Consider the following 14670-nt stretch of genomic DNA (forward strand, 5'->3'; position numbering starts at 1 on the left):
CTTCGAATCAACCTTCGAGGTATCGGCGACCGAAACGCGATCAGTCGAGGGTTTCGTCCGGGTAGTCGAGGTCGAGGTTCACCCCTGGGCTCGGTTCGCCCCAGCCGCCGTTGACGTACCACTCATCGGCGGCCAGGGCCTTGAACAGGGCACACCCCATAGTGTTGGGGTTGCCCCGGCAGCGCCAACCCTCAGCTCTGCGCGCCAGCATGGGCGCGATGTACTTGCTAGGCATGATCATGAGTCCGTGGTTGGTGGCCGCGATGTGGCTGCTGACCAGGAGGCTGTAGCGGAAATCCAGGTCGAACACTTTCAAATGGCTGCCGAGCCGGGCGGTGAGCGTGGCGTCCCATTCAGGGTGGGGGGCGACGAAGAACTTCACGGACAGCTTCTCGCTGCCCCGCGGCCTCCGAATACGGGCGCGGAGCCAGGCGTAGTGGGAGAAGTCGTCGAAGTAGGGGTGCAGAGTTTGGTCGCCTGCGCTGATGGGGACCGCGTCGAGCTTGATCTTGTTGCAGTCGCCGCAGGCGGGAACGAGGTTGACCGGGACCACGCTCAGGAGCGGGTAGTGGCTCTTGGGGAGATGGTGGTCCAGCGTCGTGACCAGGCCCTCCCCGCACAGGGGGCACCGGTTCTCCCGCCGGCGGCCTTCATCGTCGGTCGTGCCCCTGAGCGCCTCATAGATACGACGGCCCGGGGCACGATCCCTGACCATGCGATCGGTATACACGCCCTCCAGAACCTTGCGGTCGGTGAGAGCGTGGGGCTGGGCCGCGAGGCCCGTGAGGGTGTGCAGGGCCTGGCCGCGAGCGGCTCCCTCGTAGATCTCGGCCGCGTCGACCACGTCATCAGTGAACGCTTCCAGCTTCTTTCTGGTTCGGAACCGGGCGTTGGCGATACACGTGGTGTACACGTCACGGGCATCGAGTGCTGGCGGGTCCAGGTGCTGCATCAGATCTGTTCCTCCACTTCGTCGCGATGGCCGATCAAGGCGCTGAGCACCAATTGCGCCTCACCGCCAAGCCGTCCGCGGAAGTGGCCCAGGACGTCGTCGTACGCGTAGCCGGCCTCAACGAGGCGACGCAGCTCGTGAAGGAAGCCAGCCTCGGTGAGCTCCAGACCGAAGACTTCGTGGGTCAGGACCCCCACATTCTCCCCGTAGGTCTCGATGCGGGGCTGTGCGGCACCCAGCTGATCGCCATAACGCCACAGTTTCCAGACGCAGTAGGCCGGAATCTCCTGGAGCACCACTGGTGAATGCGTGGCCACGATGGCAAGCCCGTTGCGGTCGGACAGCAGCTCGGACAGGGCCCGCATGAACGCGGCGAGCAGGGGCGGATGAAGGTGGGTCTCCGGCTCGTCGATGATGACCAGGGTCCGCTCGCTGACGTGCTCGATCAGCCGAGTCATGGTGAGCAGAACGATCCGGTGGCCCGCACTGAGCCGTCGGAACAGCCGCCGTGCCTTGGTCTCGCGGCTGCGCACGCTGACGGTGTTCTCGAAATTCTCCAGCCACCCCTCCTGCAGCAGCCCGCTGCCCGGATAGTCGAGGATTCGCAGCGCCTTGATCCATAGGGCACTGCGCTCGCGCGTCAAGCACGCTTTCATGCCCTGCGCGAAGTCCTTCCGTAGACCGCCTGGGGTCTTGAACCTCGGCGACCGCGAGCCCTGGACGCGCAGGCCCACATAGGAGGCGACGAACATCTCGTCGCCCTCGACAAGGGGGAAGTCGTCGTCGAAGGCGCTGAACGAGACGGTCACCAGGTTGGCGAAGGAGCGGCCTTCGCGGTCGTACTCGATGACCTGCCCGAGCACCCGCGGCTGCGGCTCGGCTGCGGCGACGGCGCGGGCCAGATGGGACAGGACGTACGACTTACCAACGCCGTTGCGCCCGGTCAGGGCGTGCACATTGCTGGCCGGGTGGGAGCCGGGCTCGACCTGGAACCGGAAGCGCACGGGTTCCGTCTCCGGCGGTAGCGGCGGCTCGTAGGCGATGTCGAAGCTCACCTGGCGCACTCCACCGCGGGCGATGCGCTGCAGTTGACCGCGCACGGTGGACATCTTCACGAAGCGCAGCAGCGACGTCCGGGTCACATCGTGGTCCAAGGCGATACCGAAAGCGTGGTCATCGAAAGCGATGTCCCGGAGCGCTTCAAGCACCTCCACGCGGACCGGACCGGCTATCTCGCGCAGCGTGTTGTAGTAGCTCTCGTCCTGGCCCACGGAGAAGTAGGACGCGTCCAGTCGGCTGAAGCGCTCCGGCAGAGGAACCCTGTTCTGCTCGTCGCTGTCCATCGACACGTGGCCGATCTTCACCGTGCCGACATCGGTCCATCCGCCACTGGAGCGGAGGCGCAATGTGAACATGGTGCGGTACCCGAAGTCGTCCCATGCATCCTCGACGAGCAGGGCATCGACGCTGTCATCCCGTACGGGATCCCCCTCGCCCCTGCGTTCATTGATAACCGCGAAACGCAAGGCTGCGCCCTCCCACTTGATGGTTCTCTTTGTGACCAGACGATCCTAAAGCGCGCGGTGCAACGCTGGGCTGGCGGTGCTTGGCGAGGGTTCCACCGTCCCAGCCGGTCTCGGCCAGAACCGTCTGTCCAACGAATGGCCCTGCGGCTGGGTTCGCTGTCGAACGCCTCGAATGGATGGCGAAGGACAGCAGTTCGCCAGAGGCAGACAGGAAAGAGTCCCGAAAGACTGGCCAACGCGGGCAGGGGCATGTCAACCTAGATCAACTTGCAGGAAGTGCCAGGTCAGAGCATCGATTGCTCGTGCCCGTGGCTCCCGTTAGTCCCGGATTCCCCACCACCACCGCCGAGCCCCGCAACGTGAGGGGAGTTCGGCCCGGCCCAGCCCATGCCCGTCCTGGACCAAATCTCCGCCGAGATGCACCTAATCGTGGACGACCGGGGACGCGCGTCAGCAGCAAGGATGGCCGCCTATGCCTCGGCTGGTTTCCACTCGGCTGGACCGAGATCGTTGCCTCGGCCATGGCGTGCGTCCTGACGAAATCGCGGCGTGTCTCACGCCGGAGGCTCGAATTGGATGTCCGAGGACGGCCTTCCGGTTGCTACCGGTATGACAATTCCACCACGCACTGCTTTTCCCACACCAGGAGGCTTTCCGTGACACACACGGAGACGACCGTCGGCGATCTCATCGACCTTTTGTCCGCCTGCGACCGAGACCTGCCGGTCCGGCTGGCAATGAACCCGTTCTTCCCCATGGCGCACCGCCTTGCACAGGTCCTACCGTCCGTGGACGAGACCGGCCGTCCCGTCGTCTACCTCGCTGAAGGGCGGGATGCCGACACCCAGCTCGGCCATCTGCCACCCGAGGTCGCTGTCGCCCTGACCTGGCAGGGCCCCGTCCAGGCACCCCCGCGCCGCCCCCACCGCACCGCACGCGGCCAGTAGAACCGCACCTAGCACTTGGAGGCGCTCCTGCACCCCGATTACCCGATCGACCCGCCCACCCCGCGCGGTGCCACCCCCGCGTACTGGGTCGGTCCCCGGCACCTGGCCGGTGACGACGGGCGTTTCTACGACGCCGTCGCAGACGCCCTCACCGGCCTGGGCTGGACGAGCCTGACGATCGTCCGCGGACGGCGTGAGCGGGACGAGGCACCGCAGGACCGGCAGGTCCTGCGCAGTACCGTCCTGTACATCAGCCCCGACACGCTGCGCTGGGCCCAATGGGCTCTGGCGGATGAGCCGTTCTATCTGGGGGACCTGCCGATCGCTTGGCAGGTCTCCGCTCGCGCGGACACCAGCAGCCCGCTCGCCGCGTGGTCGGCCTACTTCACCCCTGACGTCCCCGGGGAGGTCCTCGTCGACTTCCTCGTCGCGCTCGACGCCCGCGACCAGCCCGCCGTGCCGCTCGCCGGCCCCGAGATGGTCCTCGACGCAGTGACCGGACACGGCTGGCTCCGCGACATCGACCAGCCCCACACGGGAGCCACGGACCCGTCGTTCACCTCATACCTCAGCCTCGGCGAGGTTCCGCCCCTCATCCAGGACGCCGACCCGCGCGCCCTGACCGCCGAGGCCGATGAGGCGGGCCTGGCCGGGTGGCAGGCGTGGGCCGAGCCCGCGCTGGGCGCACCGTGCTTGTGGGCCGCGTCATTCGGCGCCAGTGCGCCCCACGATCTCGTCGCGTCCTTCGCCGCCTCCCTCAGCTCCACCGCACCGGTCCTACGCCGGGTGCTGCCCGAGGCCACCCGGGAGCGACTGCTCCGGGCCCCGGCCTAGCCTTCGAGATCGCTCTCGATCTAACGTATGGAGCCCGGCCTTCCCGAAAGGGAAGGCCGGGCTTTTGGATTCTCTGGAGCACGCATCGGCAGTGAAGTCAGGGACCCGCTCTTTGCATCATGGTCACGACGTGCTGCTGCCCCCGACCACGAAGGTCGGGGGCAGCAGCACGTCCGGGGTTGGTCAGCCTGCTGTCGTCGCCTTGCCGAGGGCCTTGTCGACATGGCGGTCGACGAGGGCCGGGGAGCCGGAGACGATCAGCAGGATGCTGCCGTCACGAATCGCGGTCTGCTTCACCACGGTGTCCCGCCCACCCGCGGAGAACGTCAGGAGCTGGCTCCACTGCTCCTCGCCGAGTCGGCCGGGTACGGCCAGCTTCTGCGAGGCCATATCGATCCTCGTGCCGCCCACGATGACCTGATAAGTGGGGCATCCCGTCATGGCGTTGAAAATGCGGCTGATGCCGTCGGACAGCTTGGTCGGGCTGTCGCTGTACAGCTCCTCGGAGACCTCCGAGTCCGGGCCGCCGGCGTAGGTGAAGGTGGCCTCCGCTTTGCGTGGGAAGTCGAGCGAGCCGCCTGTCGCGGCATCGCCGCCCACCTTGCTCAGGGCGGGGCAGCCGACGACGGCCACGTCGTCGTGCCGGGCCGGCTGGTCGGGCTTGCGCAGGTAGCCGCTGCCGAGGTCACTCGCGTCGAGGAGTCGAGATTCCAGGGAGGCTGACGACAGCGGGGCGGCGGTTGGGGCGGCACTGCCCGGCTTTTCGGTCCGGGCTGAGGAGGCGGGGCCGGCCTTGGCCTGGGTGTTGTCGGTGGTGCAGGCGGGCACGGTGAGGAGCGTGACGGCGGTGAGGCCAACGGCGGATATAGCGATGCGAACGCGCATGGTCGAACGACCCCTTGGTGCTAGGTGGCGGGTGGTCAGTGCGGGCCGCTGGCCCGGCGGGGTCGTAGGGGTGGGGGTCAGTGGCCGAGGTGGCGCAGGCAGTCCTCGAACGTGGCGTGCGTCGCGTCCGCGGGGCCGGTGTGCCGGTTGTACCAGGCGGTGTTGAGGCGGCTCTCCTGCTGCTGGTGGCCGGCCCGGCAGCGCAGCCAGATCTGGTCGTGGGCGGAGAGGATGAGCCAGTCCCGGTACGTCCCGCACGTGGCGCAGGCGACCATCTTGCCGTCGATGACGAGCGGCTGCTTCCAGGAGGTGATCCGGCCTGCGACCTGATCGTGGCTCGGCACGCGCAGCTCGGGGGGGAGGAAGTCGTCCACCGCGGCGGTCGGCACGGCGTGCTCCAGGTCGGCCCGCACGCGCGCGACCTCCGGCGGTACCTGTCCCTGCATCTGCGCCGACAGCTCGAAGAACCGGCGCTGTGCCTCGCTGGGCTCCTTCGCACGGCGGCGTATCCGGTGAAACACCCTGGCGTCCTCCCTCGTCTCGTCCTGCACGCGTCATGATCGTCCCCCAGTTCCCGGACAGCTTCAACTCACAAAGCCCACAGTCCCGCCGCACCAAGTGCCCGAAGGGGCATCGGACTCCCGGCGTGATTGGGCCTTCTGCCGTCGTGGCGGACGGTCATGGTGTGGATCGCCGGCCGGATGGTCGTGGTCTCCCTGGTGTCGGCCGTGTGCATGATCTGCGGACGAGCGCGGCGGGCACAGTTCAGCGCGTGTTGCCCGCGGCCTCTTCGCCGCGCTGCCGGCCGGATGAGGCGGGGCGGGACGCCGCAGGAAACACAGTGGACGGGCCCTTCGCCGAGCTGTGATCGGGGACTCCGGAGGCGTCAGCGGGCAGATCTGCCAGACGCCGCAGCCGCCACACCAGCACCTCGCTCACCGAGCCGGCCGTGTCGAGTTCGCGGCGCTGTACGGCGTCGGACAGGAGCGTGGCGGGGTCGTAGCCGGCGGCTTCGGTGTCCGCGATGGTTGCGGCCAGGGCGTACCAGCCGGGCTCGCCGAGGATCTGTTCGGCCAGGTCCGGCAGCGCCGCGCGCAGCAGCGCGGTCTGCTTCTGGAGCCGGGGCCGGTTCAGGCGTCGCCCGTGCTGGTAGAGGACTGCGAGGGGTTGGGCAGCGGCTGCTTGGTAGGCGGAGCGCAGGTGCTCGGCGGCTTGGCGGGCGGCGGCGGCCTGTTGGGCGTGCCCCTTCTTGGCGTGCCAGTGGGCGGTGGCGGTGATGAGGAAGAAAAGCATGTCGATGGCCATCGCGGTCGTTGCACCGTCTTCGCCTCGGCCGAGGGCTGGTCCGCCGTGGACGAGGTCGCGGGCGGCCTGGCGCAGGGCACGGTCGTGTCCGCGCTCGGCCCGCACGTGGGAGCGCGAGGCCCGCTCGAACGCGAATGCGGCGTCCCGCAGTTCCCGCCGGGTGTGGGCGGCGGAGGTCTTCGCGAGGGCGTCCAGGACCTCGCCGGCTGCCGCGATGTGGGCGGCGGCGACGGCGTCGTCGCCGTGTTCAACGACCGTGATCGCAGTCCAGGCAGCCGACGCGGTCCGCCGGCGCGCGGGGGAGGGGCTGTTGGGTGTTGCGCGGTCGGCAGTACCTGTCGAGGAGATCTCGTCGCCATCGGCGGACCAGCGCTCGCGGATGCGGGGTAGGGAGAGGTCGGGGGCGAGGCGCGCGCCGGGGTAGAACACGGGCTCGCCGTCCTTGTTGAGGTCGTCGGGCAGGGCGACCTTGTATCCGAGGAGGTCTCCGGAGGGCGCGGCGCGCTGACGGATCAGGAGGCCGGCAGCGGCGAGCCGCTCGAAGAACTCGCTCTCGCTGGTCGCGCCGGCCACGGCACGGCGTACCGTCTCGCGCAGTTCTTCGCGGGCGGTGCGCTCGCGGCCCTGGCGCTTGGCCTTGTGGAGTTCGGCGCTGGTGGGTCGCTTCGCGGCGGTGCCGTCGCCAGGCGCGACACGGTGGAGTCCGAGTTCCTGTTCGATGAGGCGGGCTTCGGCTTGGGCCCGTTTGCCGGAGCGGTGGTGGTCGGGGCGTCGGCCGTCTTCGCGGACGAGCGTGGCGACGATGTGGATGTGGTCGTCAGCGTGACGAACCGCAGCCCAGCGGCAGCCCGCGCCGTCGTGTGGGTCGATGCCGGTGGCGGCGACGATGCGACGGGCGATGTCCGCCCACTGCTCGTCGGTCAGGATCGGGTCGTCGGGTGCGGCACGCACCGAGCAGTGCCAGACGTGCTTGTCGGGCCGTTGGTCCGCGGGCAGGAGGTGGAGGGGCTGGTCGAGCAGTTCTTGAAGGTCCTTCTTCGTGACGGTGGCATCCCGGCCGGGGTCGGGGGACATGCCGTCGAAGGAGGCGACGAGGTGTGGGTCGATGTGTTCCTCGTGGGTGCCCTTGCCGTAGAGATAGTGCAGCAGTCCCAGCGTGTTGGAACCCTGTTTGTGAATCTGGGGAATCAAAGCGCCTCGTCTGCTTGCCGGTTGGCCACCCTGCCCGCTGCGGCTCTCACCGCGTCGGCCGCCCGGTGAATGTCAGCGATCACGTCCGTCAGGTGGGGCACGTCGGCGCCGGAGTTGAGAACCTTGGCTGCCTGATTGAGGTTGCTGCCGGCCCAGCCGAGCTGGCGCCGCATCGCGAACAGTTCGGTGAGTACATCGTGCTCGGTGGCGATGGCGACGGCAGTACGAGACTGGTCACGGGCCATGGCCAGGCCGCAATAGGCGAGGAAGCCGGCGACACTCATGCCGACGGTGTCTGCTCCGGCCTGGATGAGGGCGTGCTCGGTGGGGTTGAGACGGACGCTGTGGGCACGGCGCTGCTTCTTATCGCGCGGGCGTGCTCTTCCCTTGGGCCGCCCCTTGGGGGCGGTTCCTGGCTGCGATCCGCCCTCGGTCGCAGCCTTCCCGTCCGGCGCCCCCTGGTGCCGGTCGGGCCCCGCCACCCCAGGGGCGGGGACAGGTTCGGACACGCCCCCCTGGGGGGAGTGTCCGAACCTCCATCTTGCTCGCCCCGAAGCCGAGTTGAGGTCACGAACAGGTTCCGGGGCGGAAGGGCTCACGTTCGGGTTCGTCACAGTCCACCGCCCTGTGCTTCGTCGACGATTGCCAGGATGTCGCGGATGAACTCGACCGCATCCTCCGTGTCGGTCAGATGATGGATCCGCTCGTTCGGGGCGACCTGGACGAACCACTGTCCCTCGGGACCGTCGACTGCCGAATGGAGCAGCCCGCACTGGAGGAAGGTGTGCAGGAACGCCCAGATCAGGTGGTCCTCGAACTGGTCGGGCGTAGTTGAATGCGTCACGGCGATCTCCTTCGTGGAACGGTGTAGGTGGCGATGGCCCGGTACGGAGCCAAGCCATCTGCTTGCGGACTACCGGTATGGCCTACTTTTTGTGCGGTTTCAGCCGCATTCGGGGCAGCGTCCGACGTGGCTGTTGAGTGCCCGGGCCATCCGTGCCTTGGTCGATGCGGCTTGCGTGGCGCTGGACTTCGCCGCCGGCCTGCCCTCGTGCCGTAGAGAGTGGGCGAGCATGAAGCCGATCTCCCGCTCGTACTCCGCGCGGACGGTCTTGAACTGCTGGCAGGTCTTCATCGGGTAGTGCTCCTCGTCTGGTTGGTGTTGTCGCTCCGCAGGTGCTGCAGGACAAGGCTCAGTCGGTCGTTTCGGCCCCCTGTCAGGCCCTCGCGCCGCAGGATCTCCCGCAGCTGGACCCGGGTAACCGCTTCGTTGCCGTCGCGTGCGAGCAAAGCGGGGACGTGGGGGCGGACCTGCTGGGCGAGCTGGTCCACCGACTGCTCCGACGCACGCTGCGCCTGCGGGCTGCGGGACCAGCCACTGCGCTTGCCCTTGGCCTTCGTGGTCGGATTCCGCCGCAGGGGAACCTTGTGCCCCACCGTCGGTCCCCGATCTCCGGACGGCTCGGTCCCCGCGTTGGTGTGGCCCGGTCCCCGGTCCCCGATAGGTTCGGTCCCCCACTCGGTCCCGCTCGGTCCCCGGTCCCCGGTGGGGTCGGTCCCCGCGTTGGTGTGGCCCGGTCCCCGGTCCCCAATGGGTTCGGTCCCCGACTCGGTCCCGTTCGGTCCCCGGTCCCCGGCGAGGCCGGTCCCCGACTCGGTGTCCCCCGGTCTCCGAGTCGATTCAGGGGCCTGAGCTGGGGCTTCAACCTCGGGTCGGTCGGTCCCCGCACTGCCGTCGTGCCCCTGGTCCAGCTCCGGTCGGCCGGCTTCGGTCCCCGAGTTCCGGTCCTCGGTTCCGGGGACCGGTCCCCCTGTCCTGTGCGGTCCCCGGTCCCTGGTCAGTGCGGCGGGACCGTGGGGATGACCGCCGACGGGAACCGCCGTACTGGAGGGGTTTGGGTGGGGGACCGTTGTGGGCGTTCCGCTGCTGGTGTGGTGTGGGGACCAGGGGGAGGGGAGCGGGACCGTGGCGAGGGTGAGGGCGTGCCGGCGGGCGGCGAGCTGGTCGAGCAGCTGCGCGCGCTGGACGGGGTCAGTGCCGACCGCGGCCCTGCCCAGAGCCTTCGACAACCGTCGGGTGAGTCGTCGGCCGCGCACTCCCTGCTGCTGCCCGGGCGTGCGTTCTGCGAGGCGGGCGGCCAGGGCGACCGCGCGCGTGGTGGCTCGGTCGCGGGTGATCTGCGCGGCGTCGCGGTCTCGGGCAGCGATGCCCAGGCGGGACAGCAGCCGCTCGCGCGCCTCCCGTCCCAAGGTGGCGAGCAGCCCCTGGGAGGCTGCGCCCGGGGTGCGCAGGCGCAGTTCGATGCCCATGGCCAGGTGCCAGAGCACCGCCGCCATGATCGGCCCGACGAAGGCCCGGACCGTGCCGCCGACCAGCCCGCTCTCGGCGTAGGCGGGGATCACCTGCACCCCGGTGATCACCCAGACCAGCGTGCCCGGCAGGCCCGGCGCCCCCTCGCTGGCCAAGTGCTCCCGGGCCATCAGGGCGGTCGCGAACAAAGCGAGTTCGGCGGCGGCGAACATCCCGACGCGCTCGGCGGTGCCGGCGATGTCGAGGAAGTCCGCGGCGAACCGCCAGCTCGTGTCCGCGCTGTAGGCGGTGCAGCCGAGCGCGGCGAGGGCTGCGACCTTGACCGCCGGGCTGCCGAGACGTCTCTGCGGGTGGGTGATCCGACGCCGGATCGCCCACCCGGTCAGCACCAGGGCGAGGGCGGCGAGGGGAGCGCCGATCGCGAGGAGGAGTGGCAGATCCGGAGCGGCACCAAGGGACAGGACTGGGTGGGTCATGCGGCCTTTCCGAGGGGGGCGTGCGCCGAGGCCGGCGCCGCCGGCTGCTGGGTGCCGGGCTGGGTAGTCGTCGGGACAGCCGACTTGCGCTTCCGCTTCTTCTTGGGCTTGGGCACGCCGTAGGTGCGGTCGCGGTCGAAGACTTTGAGGGCGGCCTGGCGGAGCAGGTCGCGGGCGTGCTTGGGGCTGATCTGCAGGGCGCCGGCGAGCCGGGCGGTCCGCCAGCCGCGGACGTAGGCGTGGTCGATGACGAGCTGGCGCTCGTCCTCGGTCAGGTGCACGTCGCGCCCGTTGAAGAACGCGATCACGCGGGTGTAGTCGGTGCGTTTGTGCAGCCCGTCGTGCCAGGGGCGCCGTTCGGCTTCGGTGAGCCCGCCCCAGATGCCCTCCTTGAGGACGTTCTCCAGGGCGAAGTTGAGGCAGTCGCGGCGCACCGGGCACCAGCCACACAGCTCCTTCGCCTCGGCGATGTCGTCGTGGTCCCGGGGCCCGGGGAAGAACACGGCGTCGGCGTCCTCGACGTCCATGCCATGGCACGCCCCGCGGGTGTGCCAGCTGGTGTCGCCGATGCCGCGCAGGCCCGTGGGTGGCGTGTGGTGGGTGGTGATGTGGCGCATGGTGGTCTCCGATGTGCTGCCGCGTCGGCCGGTCGGGTCGGCGGGAGAAGGACGCGGGCGTCGGGCGGGTGCCGGCTGCGGCGCAGGGCAGGCGCCGCAGCCGGGGCAGGACGGTGGCGGTGCGCCGGCAGGGCGGGGCGATCAGGCCATCGAGGGCTGCTGGGCCTGCTGGTTGTGCTGGGCGGTGGCGAGGTCGAGGCGGCTGGGGTGCGCTTTGGCACACGGGGCGGTTCCGCGTGCTTTCCCGTCGGGGCCGGTCCGCCGACGGCGGCACGGCTCATCGATCGGGGCCAGGCACCAGTCGCAGCGCACCGCGAGGGCGTCGGGCCGGCCCTGGGCGACGGCCTCCTCGCGAGCTGCGCGGGCGGGCCGGTAGCGCGCGAGGGCTGCCCGGGGGGCGGGCGGTATGCAGGAGCCGACCTCCCGCAGCCGTGCTTCCAGTTCCGGATCGCGCTGCCCGCTGGCGATGGCCCGGTACTGCACGGGCTGCGCACAGCCGGTGGCCACCGCGTGCCGGGCGCTGACCAGGGCGGCGGTCCAGGCGGCCTGGTCGTCCGGGTCCACGGCCGGGGTGGGGTCGGTGTGCCGTCCCAGCCGGTCGCGCCGGTAGCTCTCCCACGGGCGGCCGATATCGGCCGCCACGATCGGGTACGGCGAGATGCGGATGTGGCTGCGGGCAGCGATGCGGGCGTCCCAGCCGTGCGGTGTGGCCATCGGCACGTCGCCGAGCAGCTCGTGCCACTGGGCGAGCTGGTCGCGGGCCTCGCCTGGGTCGGTGCGGCTGGTGCGGGGGTCGAGTCGGCCGATGTAGGCCAGCAGGGCGGCGATTTCGCGGCGGTCCATGGTCAGCCCTCCGTTGCGGTCGGCTCGTCGTCGAGAGCGGCGAGGAGCGCTGCGGTGTGGGCCTCGGCGCGGGTCATCCCGCCCGGCTGTGCGGGGCCCTTGCCGGGCAGGGCGTAGAGATTCGGGCGGCCCGGGGGGTGCTCCCGGGCGACCCAGGAGCGCCAGTCGGCAGCCCACACTCCCGCCGACTTCACGCCGCGGTCGGCGCGGTGGGCCCGCCACTTCGCGTCGGCCGCCTGCAGGCCCTCCTCGCCGAGGCGATCGAGGTGCCCTTGCTGGCGGATCCAGGTGTGGGTTTCTGGGTCGACCTTCCACTCGCTGGCCGAGGTGACGGTGCCAGCCCTACTGCTGTACCTACGGTTCACCTTCGGTTCACTACGGTTCTGGGGGGCGGAATCCGTACCCTCGGGGGTGCGGATTCCGTACCGTCGAGGGGTCGGATTCCGTCGCGAGGGGTCGGATTTCGCACCGGTCGGATTCCGTTGCGAGGGGTCGGATTCCGTACCCTTGACGGGCCAGATCCCGTACCGCTGGAGCTTCTCCGGCACCAGCTTGGGCACCGGGTCCGTGGCGCAGGACTCGACCTGGTCGACGCGCACGTTCGGCTCTTCCTTCCTGAGCACGGCGAGCTTGGCCAGGAAGGCGGCGGCGCGTGGCAGGCGGTAGACCGTGGCCCGCTGCGGGCCCTGGTAGTCGGCGAGCAGCTGCAGCTCGTCGCCGTCCGTGAGGGCTTTCAGCGCCGCACGCACTGCGGTCCGCGAGGCGTTCGTGCGCTCGACCAGGCTGCCCAGGGAGGCCCAGGCCACGCCCTGCTCGTCGGGGACCCGGTCGGCGATCGACAGCAGGACCAGGCGTGCGACCCCCCGGCTGGAGCTGTGCTCCCATACCCATTCGCGGGCGTCGGCGCTCATCGGCCACTCCCGTTGCCGGAGCGGAGCGGACGGCCTGGACGGGGCGCGGTGTTGTTCTCCGGACCGGGGCGGTACAGGGCCGAGGTCGGGCTGGTTGCCGTGCAGGCCCGTCGGGTGGGCCTTTTGCGCAGGGCGGGAGGCATGCAAGAATCCCCTTTGCAGTGATGCCACGCTGAGACGCCCCTGGAAGGGATCAGCGTGGTGATGGTGGGCAATCTCCGCCCTTGCCGGGGCGGGTCTATGCCGTGAAGCGCTCGGCGTCCGGGAGTTGTCGCTCTCGGGCGCCGCCGCTGTTTCTCGACCTATGCGGTCCGGTCCGTGTGCCGCTCACTCCTCGCAGTCGCAGCCGGGCAGGTTGCCCGGGGGACGACGAACATACGCAAGGAGCTGTGTCAAGGTCTAGAGTTGGTTCTCAAACTCTGTATTGGTTGCAGAAAGTGACGGAGCAACCCTCTGTGCTGCTGCCCAGAGGCGCTGGCTCTCACGGACTGTGATCTGTCCCCATAACTGTCCGGGCAGTCGCCGGGCACCCTTGGGGGAGGCGGCCGGCGCCAAGGCGCTCTCGGCGACGCGCCTTCCTGGCGTGACGGCAGGTGCGACACTCCCCTACGTCCTCTCGATTCGGTGATGGGGGGCGGCCAGTAGGCTGGCCGGTGCCAGCACCTGTTGCGGACTCGACTGCAGCGAGGTCTTTCCGCGTACGGGTGATCCGGATCTGTTGGATCTGCGCTGCGATGCGGGGCTCACCCAGGTGGAGGCCGCGGCCCTGCTCGGGACCAGTCATGTTCCGGTCAGCAATGAGGAGCGTGGCCGCCGGCGGCTCGATCCCCGCTTACGAGCCGCTCCTCGCGAAGGCGTACCACGTCACCGAGAAGGATCTTCTGGTGGCGCAGGACCGTAGCTTCGGCATCGCGCCGGCCGCCGTGCCGGCCGGGCCCTCGATGCCCGAGACCCTGGCCGGAAGGAGCACCTTCCTTCTCGGCAGCCGCTTCGCGGCCGACGAGGTTCCCGGCGACGCGGAGATCATGGGACGCATCAACGCCGGCGCCGGGCGACAGCTTCTGAGCGCCGCCGAGTTCGGCGCCCTGCGCTCGGGGGAGAGGGAGCTTGCCGACCTCCTGGGCGGCGCGGCCGACAGGGTGGTGTTCCTGGACGGGCTCGGGGAGGTCCTGGGTGTCTCGCCCATGGTCTTCCAGTCCGACGACGTGGTGGCGCGCCAGGTCGTGGAAGGCATCCAGCGCCTGGCGGCCAGCGGTCAGGGCTTCGCGATGGCGGCCCGCGGCGCTGAGGAGATGGGTGTCTCGCCGCAGATGCTGGCCGCTCTCGCGGCGGTGTTGGAGCAGGCGGAGCGCGATCGACCCGGCCCGCAGCCCAACTGACACCTCACAGCCAGAGGCTGGCGGTTGCCATGCCCAGCCCCGCGCCGGCCAGGGCCTGGGCCACCGTGTGGTACGACAACGCGTCCAGCAGACAGCCAGCACCACGTCGTAGGCGAGAATCCACCACGGCGTGTGCACCACGGCGAGCATGGTCACCACGGCGCTGGCGACGGCAGCGTCCACGCTGATCTTCCACAATGATCTTCAAAGCGCCTTCTCTCGTGTCACATGCTGCAACGGCTCGTGAACCGACTGGCCGCGACGCACACCAAACCCGGTTGGGCGTCACTGCGCTGACCCTGCGAGGCCAATATGCACGGCCATCTCCCCTTCCTGTCACCCCGGTTCCTTGCGGTCCCGTTGTGTCAGGGTCCTTCGCAAGATCGTGATCGGTCCGGTTTCGTCGGGTGTCGACGTGATGCCGGGTTTCGTGTCTGCGGGGTGGGGTCGGGAAGCAGTGCAGGCACGGTCGCAGTGATCATGTGAGTGTCGA

General features: G+C 69.8%; 15 protein-coding genes and 1 pseudogene. 3 read left to right on the forward strand and 13 right to left on the reverse strand.

Annotated elements, in window-relative coordinates:
* Nucleotides 1-40: 40 nt before the first annotated feature.
* Nucleotides 41-952, reverse strand: a complete 912-nt coding sequence (locus tag G3I60_RS40090; protein WP_164608426.1) for an HNH endonuclease — start codon at nucleotides 950-952, stop codon at nucleotides 41-43.
* Nucleotides 952-2478 carry an AAA family ATPase gene (locus G3I60_RS40095; protein ID WP_239070873.1) on the reverse strand — a complete coding sequence of 509 codons (1527 nt, stop codon included), beginning with the start codon at nucleotides 2476-2478 and terminating at the stop codon, nucleotides 952-954. The genes G3I60_RS40090 and G3I60_RS40095 overlap by 1 nt, the downstream gene beginning before the upstream one ends.
* 656 nt (nucleotides 2479-3134) lie before the next feature.
* On the opposite strand from G3I60_RS40095, the gene G3I60_RS40100 reads away from it, so the two are divergent.
* On the forward strand, nucleotides 3135-3425 hold the full coding sequence (locus tag G3I60_RS40100) for a hypothetical protein (protein ID WP_164608427.1): 291 nt from the start codon (nucleotides 3135-3137) through the stop codon (nucleotides 3423-3425).
* A 15-nt stretch (nucleotides 3426-3440) separates the two neighbouring features.
* The gene (locus G3I60_RS40105) at nucleotides 3441-4259 is read left to right on the forward strand and encodes a DUF317 domain-containing protein (RefSeq protein WP_164608428.1); all 819 of its coding nucleotides are present in this window, start codon (nucleotides 3441-3443) and stop codon (nucleotides 4257-4259) included.
* Nucleotides 4260-4442: 183 nt separating this feature from the next.
* On the opposite strand, the gene G3I60_RS40110 is transcribed toward G3I60_RS40105, so the two are convergent.
* From G3I60_RS40110 to G3I60_RS40155, 10 genes are all read right to left on the reverse strand, one after another.
* Nucleotides 4443-5144 carry a hypothetical protein gene (locus G3I60_RS40110; RefSeq protein ID WP_164608429.1) on the reverse strand — a complete coding sequence of 234 codons (702 nt, stop codon included), beginning with the start codon at nucleotides 5142-5144 and terminating at the stop codon, nucleotides 4443-4445.
* Nucleotides 5145-5221: 77 nt separating this feature from the next.
* Nucleotides 5222-5665, reverse strand: a complete 444-nt coding sequence (locus G3I60_RS40115) for a hypothetical protein (protein ID WP_164608441.1) — start codon at nucleotides 5663-5665, stop codon at nucleotides 5222-5224.
* 244 nt (nucleotides 5666-5909) lie between these two features.
* Nucleotides 5910-7640: a relaxase/mobilization nuclease domain-containing protein gene (locus G3I60_RS40120; protein ID WP_203675035.1), complete on the reverse strand. Its 1731-nt coding sequence runs from the start codon at nucleotides 7638-7640 to the stop codon at nucleotides 5910-5912.
* A complete protein-coding gene (locus tag G3I60_RS40125; RefSeq protein WP_164608430.1) occupies nucleotides 7637-7924 on the reverse strand; it encodes a mobilization protein in 288 nt (95 codons plus the stop codon). Before G3I60_RS40125 ends, G3I60_RS40120 begins: the two co-directional genes overlap by 4 nt.
* Nucleotides 7925-8250: 326 nt before the next feature.
* Nucleotides 8251-8484, reverse strand: a complete 234-nt coding sequence (locus G3I60_RS40130) for a hypothetical protein (RefSeq protein WP_164608431.1) — start codon at nucleotides 8482-8484, stop codon at nucleotides 8251-8253.
* A 99-nt stretch (nucleotides 8485-8583) separates the two neighbouring features.
* Nucleotides 8584-8775 carry a hypothetical protein gene (locus G3I60_RS40135; protein ID WP_164608432.1) on the reverse strand — a complete coding sequence of 64 codons (192 nt, stop codon included), beginning with the start codon at nucleotides 8773-8775 and terminating at the stop codon, nucleotides 8584-8586.
* A complete protein-coding gene (locus G3I60_RS40140; protein WP_164608433.1) occupies nucleotides 8772-10427 on the reverse strand; it encodes a hypothetical protein in 1656 nt (551 codons plus the stop codon). The genes G3I60_RS40135 and G3I60_RS40140 overlap by 4 nt, the downstream gene beginning before the upstream one ends.
* A complete protein-coding gene (locus G3I60_RS40145; protein ID WP_164608434.1) occupies nucleotides 10424-11044 on the reverse strand; it encodes a WhiB family transcriptional regulator in 621 nt (206 codons plus the stop codon). Before G3I60_RS40145 ends, G3I60_RS40140 begins: the two co-directional genes overlap by 4 nt.
* Before the next feature lie 141 nt (nucleotides 11045-11185).
* On the reverse strand, nucleotides 11186-11887 hold the full coding sequence (locus tag G3I60_RS40150; RefSeq protein ID WP_164608435.1) for a hypothetical protein: 702 nt from the start codon (nucleotides 11885-11887) through the stop codon (nucleotides 11186-11188).
* A gap of 2 nt (nucleotides 11888-11889) precedes the next feature.
* Nucleotides 11890-12798, reverse strand: a complete 909-nt coding sequence (locus tag G3I60_RS40155; protein ID WP_164608436.1) for a helix-turn-helix domain-containing protein — start codon at nucleotides 12796-12798, stop codon at nucleotides 11890-11892.
* An 806-nt stretch (nucleotides 12799-13604) separates the two neighbouring features.
* On the opposite strand from G3I60_RS40155, the gene G3I60_RS40160 reads away from it, so the two are divergent.
* The gene (locus tag G3I60_RS40160; protein ID WP_164608437.1) at nucleotides 13605-14177 is read left to right on the forward strand and encodes a hypothetical protein; all 573 of its coding nucleotides are present in this window, start codon (nucleotides 13605-13607) and stop codon (nucleotides 14175-14177) included.
* 4 nt (nucleotides 14178-14181) lie between these two features.
* On the opposite strand, the pseudogene G3I60_RS46075 reads toward G3I60_RS40160, so the two are convergent.
* Nucleotides 14182-14378: pseudogene (locus G3I60_RS46075) on the reverse strand (hypothetical protein); the annotation flags it as partial.
* Between the last annotated feature and the right edge of the window lie 292 nt (nucleotides 14379-14670).

The sequence above is a fragment of the Streptomyces sp. SID13666 genome, from assembly GCF_010548325.1.
GTDB classification, from domain to species: domain Bacteria; phylum Actinomycetota; class Actinomycetes; order Streptomycetales; family Streptomycetaceae; genus Actinacidiphila; species Actinacidiphila fildesensis.

Coding starts and splice junctions, on each gene's coding strand:
- G3I60_RS40140 (WP_164608433.1), bottom strand. CDS start 10,427: ATGACCCACCCAGTCCTGTCCCTTGGTGCCGCTCCGGATCTGCCACTC.
- G3I60_RS40125 (WP_164608430.1), bottom strand. CDS start 7,924: ATGAGTGTCGCCGGCTTCCTCGCCTATTGCGGCCTGGCCATGGCCCGT.
- G3I60_RS40155 (WP_164608436.1), bottom strand. CDS start 12,798: ATGAGCGCCGACGCCCGCGAATGGGTATGGGAGCACAGCTCCAGCCGG.
- G3I60_RS40135 (WP_164608432.1), bottom strand. CDS start 8,775: ATGAAGACCTGCCAGCAGTTCAAGACCGTCCGCGCGGAGTACGAGCGG.
- G3I60_RS40110 (WP_164608429.1), bottom strand. CDS start 5,144: ATGCGCGTTCGCATCGCTATATCCGCCGTTGGCCTCACCGCCGTCACG.
- G3I60_RS40150 (WP_164608435.1), bottom strand. CDS start 11,887: ATGGACCGCCGCGAAATCGCCGCCCTGCTGGCCTACATCGGCCGACTC.
- G3I60_RS40090 (WP_164608426.1), bottom strand. CDS start 952: ATGCAGCACCTGGACCCGCCAGCACTCGATGCCCGTGACGTGTACACC.
- G3I60_RS40145 (WP_164608434.1), bottom strand. CDS start 11,044: ATGCGCCACATCACCACCCACCACACGCCACCCACGGGCCTGCGCGGC.